Consider the following 12,433-nt stretch of genomic DNA (forward strand, 5'->3'; position numbering starts at 1 on the left):
GCAGTTTACACTGCTCGCTGATTTTTATTGTCCGGATTGCCTGCATGCAACTACTTCTCCTCGTCTGGCGTCAGTACCGCTGGCCCTTCATCGCCGTTATGGCGTTAAGCCTGGCCAGCGCCGCACTGGGTATTGGCCTGATCGCGTTTATTAACGTTCGGTTGATTGAAATGGTCGACACCTCGCTCTCCGTATTGCCGGAGTTTCTTGGCCTGCTGCTGCTGCTGATGGCGGTTACGCTCGGCTCCCAGCTGGCGCTGACCGCGCTCGGCCACCATTTCGTTTTTCGTTTGCGCAGTGAGTTTATCAAGCGGATCCTGGACACCCAGGTCGAACGCGTTGAGCAGCTCGGCAGCGCCTCCCTGCTGGCGGGGCTGACCAGCGACGTACGCGCCATTACCATCGCGTTCGTTCGTCTGCCAGAGCTGGTGCAGGGGATCATTCTGACCTTTGGCTCGGCGGCCTATCTCGCCTGGCTCTCCAGCAAAATGCTGGCGGTGACTGCGCTGTGGATCGCCATCACCATCTGGGGCGGTTTTGTCCTGGTGTCACGCGTCTATAAACACATGGCGGTGCTGCGCGAAACCGAAGATAAGCTCTATAACGACTACCAGACGGTACTGGAAGGGCGCAAAGAACTCACCCTGAACCGCGAGCGCGCCGAGTATATCTTTAACCATCTCTATATTCCGGACGCACGCGAGTACCGGCATCACATCATTCGCGCTGATACCTTCCACCTGAGCGCGGTGAACTGGTCAAACATTATGATGCTGGGCGCCATTGGCCTGGTATTCTGGATGGCGAACAGCCTGGGCTGGGCGGACACCAACGTCGCGGCAACCTACTCGCTGACGCTGCTGTTTTTGCGCACGCCGCTGCTCTCGGCGGTCGGCGCGTTGCCCACCTTACTGAGTGCGCAGGTGGCATTTAATAAGCTCAACAAATTCGATCTCGCGCCGTTTAAAGCCGAATTCCCGCGCCCGCAGGCCTTCCCTGACTGGCAGACGCTGGAGCTGCGTAACGTCACGTTCCGCTATCAGGACAGCGCCTTCTCCGTGGGGCCGGTCAACCTGACGATCCGCCGCGGCGAGCTGCTGTTCCTGATTGGCGGCAACGGCAGCGGTAAATCGACGCTGGCGATGCTGCTCACCGGGCTTTATCAGCCGCAGTCGGGCGAGATTTTACTGGATGGCAGAGCGCTGAGCGCGGAGAAGCCCGAGGATTACCGCAAGCTTTTCTCGGCGGTGTTCACCGACGTCTGGCTGTTTGAGCAACTGCTGGGCCCGGAAGGGCAGCAGGCCAATCCAGCGCTGGTGGAAAAATGGCTGGCGCAGCTGCAGATGTCCCACAAGCTGGAACTTCAGGACGGTAAAATTCTCAATCTGAAGCTTTCCAAAGGGCAGAAAAAGCGCGTGGCGCTGCTGCTGGCGCTGGCGGAAGAGCGTGACATCATTCTGCTGGATGAGTGGGCGGCGGATCAGGACCCGCACTTCCGCCGCGAGTTTTATCAGGTGCTGCTGCCGCTGATGCAGCAGATGGGTAAAACCATTTTCGCCATCAGCCACGACGATCATTACTTTATTCATGCCGACCGCCTGCTGGAGATGCGCGACGGCAGGCTGAGCGAGCTGACCGGTGAAGAGCGCGATGCAGCCTCGCGTGACGCGGTGGCGCGCACGGCCTGATGCCCTCACCCTAACCCTCTCCCACAGGGAGAGGGGATAGATCGTAGCCGTAATGCCGATTTTTTCTCCATCCCGCCCCGTTGTTTATTCTTATTTACATATCCTCGCGCTATGCTTAATACCAACTTATTTCATGGATTTATGATTGATGTCGGTATTAAAGAAAAACAGCGCCAGACAGCGTGACCAGGAACGTGCGCGACTGATCTGGCTTCTCACGACCGATAAAGCGGTCACCTCTACGCTATTAGGCAAACTGACCCTGGCTGAGCAATATGATGTCGGCACTTTAGCCGACGATATTGCTGAGGTAGGTGCGCTGGTTGCTCACTTACCCCCGCCGGATCTGGCGGATACCCTGGAAGCGCTTCCCTCGGAAGAACGTCACGCCCTGTGGCGGCTGGTGCAGGATCACGAGCGCGGACAGGTGCTGCTTGAGGCCTCAGAAAACGTCTGGGACGACCTGATCGACGAGATGAGCGACCGGGATATTCTCGACGCTCTGCAAACCCTGGATATCGACGAGCAGATTTACCTGGTTCAGCACCTGCCGCGAAACCTGACCGGCCGTCTGCTGGCGTCACTGCCTGCCGATGAACGCGCGCGCGTGCGTCAGGTGATGCACTACGAGAAAAACAGCGTCGGCGCGATTATGGAGTTCGGCGTTATCACGGTGCGTCCGGACGTGACGCTCGGCACCGTGCAGCGCTATCTGCGTCGCCTGGGCAAAATGCCGGATAACACCGATAAGCTGTTTGTTACCTCCCGGGATAAAACTCTGCTCGGCGAGCTGGAGCTGAAAACCATCCTGCTCAACAGCACCCAGCGGAAGGTGAGCGAGGTGATGGAAAACGAGCCGATGGTCTTCTCCCCGGAGGACGATGCGGAGAAAGCGGCGCGTACCTTCGAACGTGACGACCTCGTGAGTGCCGCCGTCGTGGACTCCGTCGGCAAACTGATGGGGCGTCTGACCATCGACGAGATCGTTGACGTCGTTTATGAAGAAACCGACAACGACCTGCGTGCGCTGGGGGGGATCAGTGCGGGAGATGACGTCCATGCCTCCGTCGGCAAGGCGGTGAAAACGCGCTGGGCGTGGCTGGCCATTAACCTGTGTACCGCGTTTATCGCCTCCCGCGTAATTGACGGTTTCGAACACACCATTTCGCAGCTGGTGGCGCTGGCCTCGCTGATGCCGATTGTGGCCGGGATTGGCGGTAATACCGGCAATCAGACTATCACGATGATTGTTCGCGCGCTGGCGCTGGAGAATATTCAGCCCGGCAACTTCGCCTTTCTGATCTTCAGAGAGATGGGTGTGGCGTTGATCAACGGCCTGGTCTGGGGCGGGATTATGGGGGGCATCACCTGGTGGTTGTATGACGATATGGCGCTGGGTGGGGTGATGATGCTGGCGATGGTGCTGAATCTGCTGGTGGCATCGATGATGGGCGTTATTATCCCGTTGACCATGACCAAACTGGGGCGCGACCCCGCGGTGGGGTCGAGCGTGATGATCACCGCCATCACCGATACCGGCGGTTTCTTTATTTTTCTTGGGCTGGCGACGATTTTTCTGCTTTAAGCCGACGCTTAATGCGGGCGGGAAGCAGCACCATGACGATAATCCCGCCCAGCACGCCAATCGCCAGATTGCCGGTTGATACCGTGGCGGCAACGGTCACCAGCATGACGACCGTTTCTGCAATCGGAGCCGTTTTCAGCGTGGCCGGCTGAAGGCTGTGCCAGCTGAAGGTTTTGACGGCGACAATCGCCATAATGCCCGCTAGCACCGCCATCGGGATGTTGGCCATCACGTCGCTGAGCGCCGTCACCAGGATCAGCAGCACGATGCCCGCAGCGAAGGTTGAAATGCGGCTTCGGCCTTTCCCCATCTCCACGTTAACAATGGTTTGTCCGATCATCGCGCAGCCCGCAATACCACCGTAAAATCCGGCCAGGATATTGCCGACGCCTAATCCAATGCTTTCGCGGCGTTTACTTGACGGTGTCGCGGTCAGCTCATCCACCAGCTTTGCGGTCAGCAGGGATTCCAGCAGGCCGACAAACGCGATGCTCAACGCGCACGGCCAGATTATGCTCAGCGTCTGGAGATTGAGAGGGACCAGAAGTTCGCTAAGACCCGGCAAGCCGCCGCTCATGGCGCCTTCATCGCCCACGGTCGGCAGGCTTTGCCCGGTTGAAACGGTAAACAAGGTTAACAGCACAATCGCAATCAGTGGGGAAGGGATGCTTTTGAAATAGCGCGGCACCCACAGCACGATCAGTACCGTCAGCACGAACAGGGCCACAATCAGCGGGCTTCGGCTCCAGAAATGGGGAACCTGCGCAAAGAAAATCAATATCCCGAGGGCGTTAACAAACCCGGTCATGACCGACTGGGGAATAAAGCGCATCAGCCTTGCCATGCCCAGCACGCCAAACAGAATCTGAATCACGCCAGCCATGAGCACGGCGGGAAGAATGTACTGTACGCCGTGCTGATGCACCATGGGCCCAATAACCAGTGCCACGGAACCGGCCGCGGCCGTGACCATCGCCGGGCGACCGCCCAGTACAGACAGGGCAAGACATAGCACCACGGAAGCGATCAGGCTGACCTTCGGGTCAACGCCCGCCACCACGGAAAATGAGATGACCTCGGGGATCAGCGCCAGGGCGGTAATCACGCCCGCCAGCGTTTCACGCGTCAGCTGCTTAGGGGAACGCAGCAAGCTGGCGACACGGTTTTCGGGAGATAAAGGAGAATGGGGTAGGGACATAACGTTTCGCTGGTTAGGGCAGGCTTCCGTGCGCGCGATCACAAAACGCAACATACTAGCCCGTTAAACCGCCCTTTACCAGACGCTTCGAGAATTCCTCACAAACAATCCATCATTAAATTTCACAATTACAATAATTTCGTAACCTTTAAACAATATTTAAAAGTTGTTACCGTGCCCCCGCAGCTTTTTTCACCTGCAATTTCCACGCATCAAGCACTTTTACACTAAGGCATAAATTATGAAAAAAATGACTGCCATGCTCTTTTCTCTGGCCGTGGGGCTTAACACCGTCTCCATGGCGGCGAAAGCTGACGCACCAAAAGAGCAGGAAACGGACGTCCTTTTAATCGGTGGCGGTATCATGAGCGCCACGCTGGGAACCTATCTGCAAGAACTGCAGCCGGACTGGTCAATGACCATGGTCGAGCGCCTTGATGGCGTGGCGCAGGAGAGTTCGAACGGCTGGAACAACGCCGGTACCGGCCATTCGGCACTCATGGAACTGAACTATACGCCGCAGAAAAAGGACGGTTCCATTAGTATCGAGAAAGCGGTAGAGATCAACGAGGCGTTCCAGGTTTCTCGCCAGTTCTGGTCTCACCAGGTCAACAGTGGCGTGCTGCACGACCCGCACTCCTTTATCAATACCGTACCGCACATGAGCTTTGTGTGGGGCGAGCAGAACGTCAACTTCCTGCGCGCGCGCTACGCCGCACTGCAGCAGAGCACGCTGTTCCGCGGGATGAAATACTCTGAAGATCACGCGCAGATTAAAGAGTGGGCTCCGCTGGTCATGGAAGGTCGTGACCCGAACCAGAAAGTGGCGGCGACCCGTACCGAAATTGGTACCGACGTCAACTATGGTGAAATTACCCGTCAGCTGGTGACGTCTCTGAAGAAAAAAGAGAACTTCAACCTGCAGCTCAGCACCGAAGTGCGCGGTTTCAAGCGCAATGCGGATAACAGCTGGAGCGTGACCGTTGCCGATCTGAAAAACAATGAAGCTGAACACGTCATCAGGGCGAAGTTTGTCTTTATCGGTGCGGGCGGCGCGGCGCTGAAGCTGCTGCAGGAGTCCGGCATTCCGGAAGCGGACGACTACGCGGGCTTCCCGGTCGGCGGTCAGTTCCTGGTGTCCGATAACCCGGAAGTGGTGAACCGTCATCTGGCAAAAGTGTACGGTCAGGCTTCCGTGGGCGCGCCGCCAATGTCTGTTCCGCACATTGACACCCGTATGCTTGACGGCAAACGCGTGGTGCTGTTTGGACCGTTCGCGACCTTCTCCACGAAGTTCCTGAAAAACGGCTCCCTGTGGGATCTGCTGAGCGCCACCACCACCTCTAACGTCAAACCGATGATGGACGTGGGGCTGGATAACTTCGATCTGGTGAAATACCTGATTAGCCAGGTGATGCTCTCCGACGACGACCGTTTCGAGGCGCTGAAAGAGTACTATCCGCAGGCGAAGAAAGAAGACTGGCGCCTGTGGCAGGCGGGTCAGCGCGTACAAATCATCAAGCGCGATCCGAAAGAGGGCGGCGTGCTGCGTCTGGGTACCGAAGTGGTAAGCGATAAGGATGGCACCATCGCCGCGCTGCTGGGTGCGTCACCGGGTGCGTCTACCGCTGCGCCAATCATGCTGCACCTGATGGAAAAAGTGTTTAAAGATAAAGTCGCCAGTCCGGAATGGCAGGCGAAGCTGAAAACCATTATTCCATCCTACGGCACGAAGCTGAACGGTAACGTGAGCGCGACGGAGCAGGAGCTGGAATACACCAGCCGCGTACTGCAGCTGCAGTACATCAAACCGCAGGCTGCGGATGCTGCGCCAAAAGCGGAGCTGAAGCCTCAGCCGGAAAACAAACCGGTTGCGGATATCGCGCTGTAAGGTAAAAAAGCCGGGTGGCGCTGACGCCTACCCGGCCTATGTTCGGTGTTATTTTGTAGGTCGGGTAAGGCGAAGCCGCCACCCGACTTAATTTCAACGTACGACAGCCTGCTCAATCTTCTCTTCAGCCTTCCACACGCGATACTTCACTTCCACGTTTTCAGGCGTATAAACCACGATCGGCAACTTGCTGTTGTAGCGCAGCAGGCTATTGTCGCCCAGATACGCTGTCACAAATTTCTTCTCTTTCTTGCCATCCGGGCAGGCCATCATGGTGGAGACCGGCGAGGTCACTTTATCAAAGACGTAGTAGTCGTAACCCCAGCCTTCCAGCGTTTTGCTTTCCAGCTGACCACCCAGGCGATGCTGGTTGCAATCCACTTCCAGCGTCTTGCCAATTAACAGCTCTACTTTGAAATTCGCTTCATCCTGCTGTGCCGGCAGCTGGATCACCTGACGCTTCATCCCTTTATCCGCTTTCGGATACGGGGCGACTTTTTCCAGCGGCTGCTCTTTAGGGGTTTCGTTGGCGAAAGCACTGGTGCTGACACACGCGGCGGCGATGAGTGCGATGGCAAATTTAGGTGCGTTTTTCATTGTCATTCCTTTATGTCAAAACGATCCTGCACAGGTTAACATATCAACTATGAATGATTGGTGTTATTTACTTACATTTTCAATATGAATAGCGTAATAAACCACATATTTGCCATTTAAGTAGAGGTTTGTACTGGCGTGGAGTCCGGCAGGCGTTTGTGTTATTTTAGACCCTCTATAATGTTATTCATCTGTAAAAGGGAAGAGAGATGGTTCGTGCAAAACTGAAAACGCTTGAAGGCCGCAAGTTCCTCCTGGCGCTGCTGGTTGTGTTTATGATTGCTGCCGCGTGCGTGGGGCGGGCCACCATTGTTGGCGTCATCGAACAGTACAACATTCCACTCTCAGCCTGGACAACCAGCATGTATGTCCTGCAATCGGCGATGATCTTTGTCTACAGCCTGGTGTTCACCGTTCTGCTGGCCATCCCGCTGGGCATTTTCTTCCTGGGCGGACGTGATAAACACTAGACGCCGATTTGCGATATCGAAGCCATCCTGCGGGGTGGCTTTTTTTATGTCTAATAATTTTTATTCGCATTTCCAGGATATTCTGTTTCGAACAAGACAGTTCAACATGAAGCAGGAGATGCGCAATGTTATCCCGGTTTGCAACGCTCAGCCGGATCCCGAAAGGAGTCTGGGTGGTGGGCGGCGTCAGTATGTTAATGGATATCTCCTCGGAGATTATTCACAGTCTGCTGCCGCTGTTTATGGTGACGACGCTGGGCGCCAGCGTTATTTTCATTGGTTTGATTGAAGGTCTGGCTGAGGCTACGGCGCTGTTTATCAAGGTGTTTTCCGGCGCCATCAGTGACTATCTGGGCAAGCGTAAAGGACTGGCGGTTCTGGGCTATGGTCTTGGCGCATTGAGTAAACCGTTGTTCGCTATCGCCTCTTCTTCCGGCATGATCCTTGGGGCGCGCTTAATCGACCGGGTCGGGAAGGGGATACGGGGAGCGCCGCGCGATGCGCTGGTTGCTGATGTTACGCCGCCGGAACTTCGCGGCGCGGCCTTTGGGCTGCGTCAGTCGATGGACACCGTCGGCGCATTTCTCGGGCCGCTGCTGGCCGTAGGATTAATGCTGCTGTGGAACGATGATTTCCGCACGATTTTCTGGATCGCGGTGATCCCCGGCGTGCTCGCCGTGGCGCTGCTTTTCTTCGGCCTGCATGAGCCGAAAACGCCCGTCGAACATAAACGCACGAACCCCATCAAAAAAGAGAACCTCAGGCGTCTCGGGAAAGGCTGCTGGTGGGTCATTGGCCTGGGGGCCATCTTCACGCTCGCACGTTTCAGTGAAGCCTTTCTTGTGCTGCGCGCACAGCAGTCGGGGGTGCCGCTGGCGCTGATCCCGCTGGTGATGGTGGCCATGAATCTGCTCTATTTCCTCTCTGCCTATCCGTTTGGCAAGTTATCGGACGGGATGAGCCACACCCGATTACTGCAGTGGGGGCTGGTGATGCTGATTGGGGCAGATGTTGTGCTGGCGCTGAGCACCCACTGGGCTGGAATGCTTCTGGGCGTTGCGCTTTGGGGAGTGCATATGGGGATGACGCAGGGGCTGCTGGCGGCAATGATTGCGAAAACCGCGCCTGGGGATCTGCGCGGTACCGCCTACGGCATTTTTAGTCTGGTCAGTGGCGTGGGATTGTTAGTCGCCAGTCTGGGCGCCGGGGTCATCTGGGAAACGTTTGGCGCAGAATATACGTTCTATGCCGGAGCGGTGATTTGCCTGGTTACGCTGGTGTACCTGCGCAAAACGCCGGACGAGGCGAAATAAAAAAACCAGCCATAAAAGGCTGGTTTTCAATGTGTTTTTGGTCGGCACGAGAGGATTTGAACCTCCGACCCCCGACACCCCATGACGGTGCGCTACCAGGCTGCGCTACGTGCCGACGCATAGAAAGAATACTACTCGATTCCGTTTCGAATGCAAGGGAATCCGTCGCTAACTGGTTTATTATTAATCAGTTAGCGACGAAGCGCTTCTCATCCGTCAGGACCTGCAGCAGCAGGCTCAGCTGCGGTTTCTGGTCTTTAAGCCGTTCACCCTGCAGGTTATACGTCTGATAATTCCCGTTGTTGTTCAGCACCAGCGTCAGCTTCGGCGTGGTCACCACCAGCGTATTATTCCCCGCAGCCGTGACCCAGTTATGGCGGCGCGCGGCGCTGAAGAGATCCTGCCCCTGAGAATACTCGTTGGCTGGCGTGCTGACGTGCAGCAGGCGTTGCATCAGGGTGGTCATCACATCTTTATGCTCGGTAAGCATATTGATGCGCTGCGCCGGCGTACCCGGCCAGTGGATGACCAGCGGAACCTGCAGGTTCGGGCGTGACCAGCTCATGCTCTTCGTCTCGTCACCTAACGGGACGCCATGGCCTGCGGTCACGATCACCACGGTGTTATCCAGCTTGCCGGACTCACGTAGCGCGTCAAGCACGCGGCCAATCTGCGCATCAACATCACCCGCCGCGCGGCCGTAGCGGCGCGCGAAATCACTCTTGTTGCTGTTAGCAAGCGTAGTGCCGTTAAAGGAGACCCATGAGAACCAGCGGTTATCTTCCTGAGCATAGCGCTGGAGCCAGTTTATCCATTGGCTGGCGGTCTGCGCATCGGACTGATTTTGTGCCGCTGGCAGTGAGAAATCAGACAGCAGCGCCTGGCGGTAGAGCGGGCTGTTAAAGCCATCGGATGAGAACAACCCTAACTGATAGCCCTGCTGATTCAGCCCGGTGATCAGCGCCGCAGGTGTGCGGGTAGAGAGTACGCCGTCCATGTATCCGGCTGAAATGCCATAGAAGAGGCCAAAGATGCCCGCGTCGGTTGTGTTACCGGAGCTCATATGCTGAGTAAACGTGACATTTTGACTCGCGAAATTGGCCAGCGCAGGCATTTGCTTCTCGAAACGGGAATAGTTCAGGCCATCGACGGTGATCAGCAGGACGTTTTGCCCGCGGCCCATATCGCGATAGCGCAGGTCGCTCAGCGGATACTGCACGCTGACGGCTTCCGGGTTACCCTGCTCGATAAGACGTCGCTGGTACTCCTGCGCATCAAGCAGGCCATGTTTTTCGAGGAAGCGACGTGCCGTCATCGGGTACGAGAGCGGCAGGTTCGCGCGCTGCATGGTAATCGGGCGATAGAAGTTCGCATCCGCCCAGATATACATGATGTGCGAACTGATAAAGGAGACGAAGAAGAGCGCGGCGACGGGCTTCGCGTAGTGGCGTCGGCGGGTCAGGCTGCGCAGTTTTTGCCAGCTCCAGGTGGCAAACAGCATCTCAATCAACAGGATCACCGGGACGCTGATAAACATCAGCTGCCAGTCACGGGCCGTTTCGTTCTGGTCGGGGTTAATCACCAGTTCCCAGACGATGGGGTTGAGATGCAGGTGGAAGCGGGTGAACACTTCACTGTCGATAAGCAGCAGCGTCATCCCCACCGTCGCAAGGATGGCGGACAAGAATCGCATCAGACGCTGCGACATGACGATAAACGTCAAGGGGAACAGGATCAGCAGATAGGTGGCGAAAACCAAAAAGCTAAAGTGACCGACAACGCTTATCCAGGAGTAGATACGCCCGGTGAGCGTTGTTGGCCAGTCTGCGACAAACAGATAACGACAGCCAATGACCGTCGCCAACAGAATGTTGAACAGGGCAAACCAGTGCCCCCAGCTGACCATCTGGGAGACTTTTTCACGGTAGCGCTGACGATTCGTCACCATAAACTGTTGTTCGTATCCCTTAATGGGCCGGGTCGTTGCTGACGGACGACTGTAAAGCCTGGGCGAAAGATTTTGCGATCGCCTGACGCTGAGCCGGAGCAACGCTGGTGTTAATCAGGTTGGTGACCATATTTCCCAAAACCATCAGGGAGAGATCGGTCGGCGTTTTATGTTTTTCCAGTACGTTGACCAGCTCACTGAGCAGTTGTTCAACGTGTTCATCACTGTAGCGGGAATGTTGTGGCATAAATCAAAATCAGTTTGTTGATGAAAGGGCAACATATTACCGTAGCAACAGCTTTTTTTCCCCTTTTTTATCTGTTGTTGCACACATGTCCTGGTGGTGGTTGAATACCGCCCGGTCTAAAAGGAGAGTTTATCATGAGTCTGGAAATCAACCAGATTGCCTTGCACCAGCTTATCAAGCGCGATGAGCAAACCCTTGAAGTGGTGCTACGCGATTCGTTACTGGAACCTACGGCGACCGTTGTGGAGATGATGGCAGAGCTGCATCGTGTCTACAGCGCCAAAAATAAAGCCTATGGGCTGTTCAGCGAAGAGAGTGAACTGGCCGATAGCCTGCGCCTGCAGCGCCAGGGTGAAGAGGATTTCCTGGCGTTTAGCCGTGCGGCAACCGGGCGTCTGCGCGACGAGCTGGCGAAATATCCGTTCGCCGACGGCGGGATCGTGCTGTTCTGCCACTACCGCTACCTGGCGGTCGAGTATCTGCTGGTTACCGTGCTGAATAACTTAAGCAGCATGCGCGTGAACGAGCAGCTGGATATCAGCTCGACGCATTATCTGGATATCAACCATGCGGATATCGTGGCGCGTATTGATTTGACCGAGTGGGAAACCAACCCGGAATCGACCCGCTACCTGACTTTCCTGAAGGGACGCGTGGGCCGCAAAGTGGCGGATTTCTTTATGGACTTCCTCGGTGCCAGCGAAGGGCTTAACGCAAAAGCGCAGAACAAAGGGCTGCTCCAGGCGGTGGACGATTTCACAGCCGAAGCGCAGCTTGATAAATCTGAGCGCCAGACGGTGCGCCAGCAGGTTTACAGCTACTGCAACGAACAGCTGCAGGCTGGGGAAGAGATTGAGCTGGAGTCGCTGTCAAAAGAGTTGGCGGGCGTCAGCGAAGTCAGCTTCCAGGAATTTACCGCAGAGAAGGGCTATGAGCTTGAAGAGAGCTTCCCGGCGGATCGCAGCACGCTGCGTCAGTTAACCAAGTTTGCCGGCAGCGGCGGCGGGTTAACCATCAACTTTGATGCGATGCTGCTGGGGGAACGTATCTTCTGGGACCCGGCCACCGATACGCTGACCATTAAGGGGACGCCGCCGAATCTGCGCGATCAGCTTCAGCGCCGCACCTCGGGCGGTAAATAGCAGGCACAAAAAACCCCGCAGAAGCGGGGTTTTTTTCGACAGGTTTGCGATTACGCGCGAACGAAGTCGATGTGAGTCAGTTTTGGCTTGAACGCGTGACGCTGAACAGCCTGAACTTTCACTTTTTCTTCTTTACCGCCAACAACGATGGTCAGAACTTCGCTGTAGAATTCAGCTTTGGTCTGCAGGTTCCACAGTTTGTCGTGATCCAGTTCGATTGCAACTGGAGCAGCTTCGCCACCGTAAACGATAGCCGGGAACTTGTTAGCGGTACGCAGGCGGCGGCTCGCACCCTTACCCTGCACGTTACGTACTTCTGCTTCGATAGTAAACATTGATTTCTCTCTGTATTTA

11 protein-coding genes and 1 tRNA gene are annotated in these 12,433 nt (G+C 56.0%); 6 read left to right on the forward strand and 6 right to left on the reverse strand.

Translation table 11 applies throughout. The features are described 5' to 3' along the window. Positions 1-44 precede the first annotated feature (44 nt). Together BFG58_RS20310 and mgtE are read left to right on the forward strand one after the other, a co-directional pair. Positions 45-1,688, forward strand: coding sequence for a multidrug ABC transporter permease/ATP-binding protein (locus BFG58_RS20310; RefSeq protein WP_045908765.1), 1,644 nt, complete (start codon positions 45-47; stop codon positions 1,686-1,688). Positions 1,689-1,836: 148 nt separating this feature from the next. Then, positions 1,837-3,273 (forward strand): magnesium transporter, encoded by a 1,437-nt coding sequence (mgtE, locus tag BFG58_RS20315; RefSeq protein WP_045414667.1) that lies wholly within the window; start codon positions 1,837-1,839, stop codon positions 3,271-3,273. Here mgtE and BFG58_RS20320 read toward each other — a convergent pair. Next, positions 3,236-4,525 (reverse strand): SulP family inorganic anion transporter, encoded by a 1,290-nt coding sequence (locus tag BFG58_RS20320; RefSeq protein ID WP_069720457.1) that lies wholly within the window; start codon positions 4,523-4,525, stop codon positions 3,236-3,238. The genes mgtE and BFG58_RS20320 overlap by 38 nt on opposite strands. Positions 4,526-4,712: 187 nt before the next feature. Between BFG58_RS20320 and mqo the strand changes: the two genes are divergently transcribed. After that, positions 4,713-6,362 carry a malate dehydrogenase (quinone) gene (gene mqo / locus BFG58_RS20325; RefSeq protein ID WP_048029696.1) on the forward strand — a complete coding sequence of 550 codons (1,650 nt, stop codon included), beginning with the start codon at positions 4,713-4,715 and terminating at the stop codon, positions 6,360-6,362. A gap of 93 nt (positions 6,363-6,455) precedes the next feature. Here mqo and eco read toward each other — a convergent pair whose 3' ends face one another. Beyond that, positions 6,456-6,959 carry a serine protease inhibitor ecotin gene (gene eco, locus BFG58_RS20330; protein ID WP_048029697.1) on the reverse strand — a complete coding sequence of 168 codons (504 nt, stop codon included), beginning with the start codon at positions 6,957-6,959 and terminating at the stop codon, positions 6,456-6,458. Between the two features lie 209 nt (positions 6,960-7,168). Between eco and BFG58_RS20335 the strand changes: the two genes are divergently transcribed. Both BFG58_RS20335 and BFG58_RS20340 read left to right on the forward strand, forming a co-directional pair. Next, positions 7,169-7,429 (forward strand): DUF2534 family protein, encoded by a 261-nt coding sequence (locus BFG58_RS20335; RefSeq protein ID WP_048029698.1) that lies wholly within the window; start codon positions 7,169-7,171, stop codon positions 7,427-7,429. A 125-nt stretch (positions 7,430-7,554) separates the two neighbouring features. Further along, positions 7,555-8,742: an MFS transporter gene (locus BFG58_RS20340; RefSeq protein WP_069720458.1), complete on the forward strand. Its 1,188-nt coding sequence runs from the start codon at positions 7,555-7,557 to the stop codon at positions 8,740-8,742. Between the two features lie 38 nt (positions 8,743-8,780). Here BFG58_RS20340 and BFG58_RS20345 read toward each other — a convergent pair. The 3 genes from BFG58_RS20345 to BFG58_RS20355 all read right to left on the reverse strand — a co-directional run bounded on the left by BFG58_RS20345 (position 8,781) and on the right by BFG58_RS20355 (position 10,937). After that, a tRNA-Pro gene (locus BFG58_RS20345) sits at positions 8,781-8,857 on the reverse strand. 72 nt (positions 8,858-8,929) lie between these two features. Further along, the gene (gene yejM / locus BFG58_RS20350; protein ID WP_069720459.1) at positions 8,930-10,690 is read right to left on the reverse strand and encodes an LPS biosynthesis-modulating metalloenzyme YejM; all 1,761 of its coding nucleotides are present in this window, start codon (positions 10,688-10,690) and stop codon (positions 8,930-8,932) included. A 19-nt stretch (positions 10,691-10,709) separates the two neighbouring features. After that, the gene (locus tag BFG58_RS20355; RefSeq protein ID WP_008500958.1) at positions 10,710-10,937 is read right to left on the reverse strand and encodes a YejL family protein; all 228 of its coding nucleotides are present in this window, start codon (positions 10,935-10,937) and stop codon (positions 10,710-10,712) included. Positions 10,938-11,071: 134 nt separating this feature from the next. Between BFG58_RS20355 and yejK the strand changes: the two genes are divergently transcribed. Then, positions 11,072-12,079 carry a nucleoid-associated protein YejK gene (yejK, locus tag BFG58_RS20360; protein WP_008500957.1) on the forward strand — a complete coding sequence of 336 codons (1,008 nt, stop codon included), beginning with the start codon at positions 11,072-11,074 and terminating at the stop codon, positions 12,077-12,079. 50 nt (positions 12,080-12,129) lie between these two features. Here the strand turns inward: yejK and rplY are convergent, their stop codons facing one another. After that, complete coding sequence (rplY, locus tag BFG58_RS20365; RefSeq protein ID WP_008500956.1) at positions 12,130-12,414, reverse strand: 50S ribosomal protein L25; 285 nt, start codon at positions 12,412-12,414, stop codon at positions 12,130-12,132. Positions 12,415-12,433 lie beyond the last annotated feature (19 nt).

The sequence above is a fragment of the Enterobacter sp. ku-bf2 genome (assembly GCF_001742765.1).
GTDB classification, from domain to species: Bacteria; Pseudomonadota; Gammaproteobacteria; order Enterobacterales; family Enterobacteriaceae; genus Enterobacter; species Enterobacter quasiroggenkampii.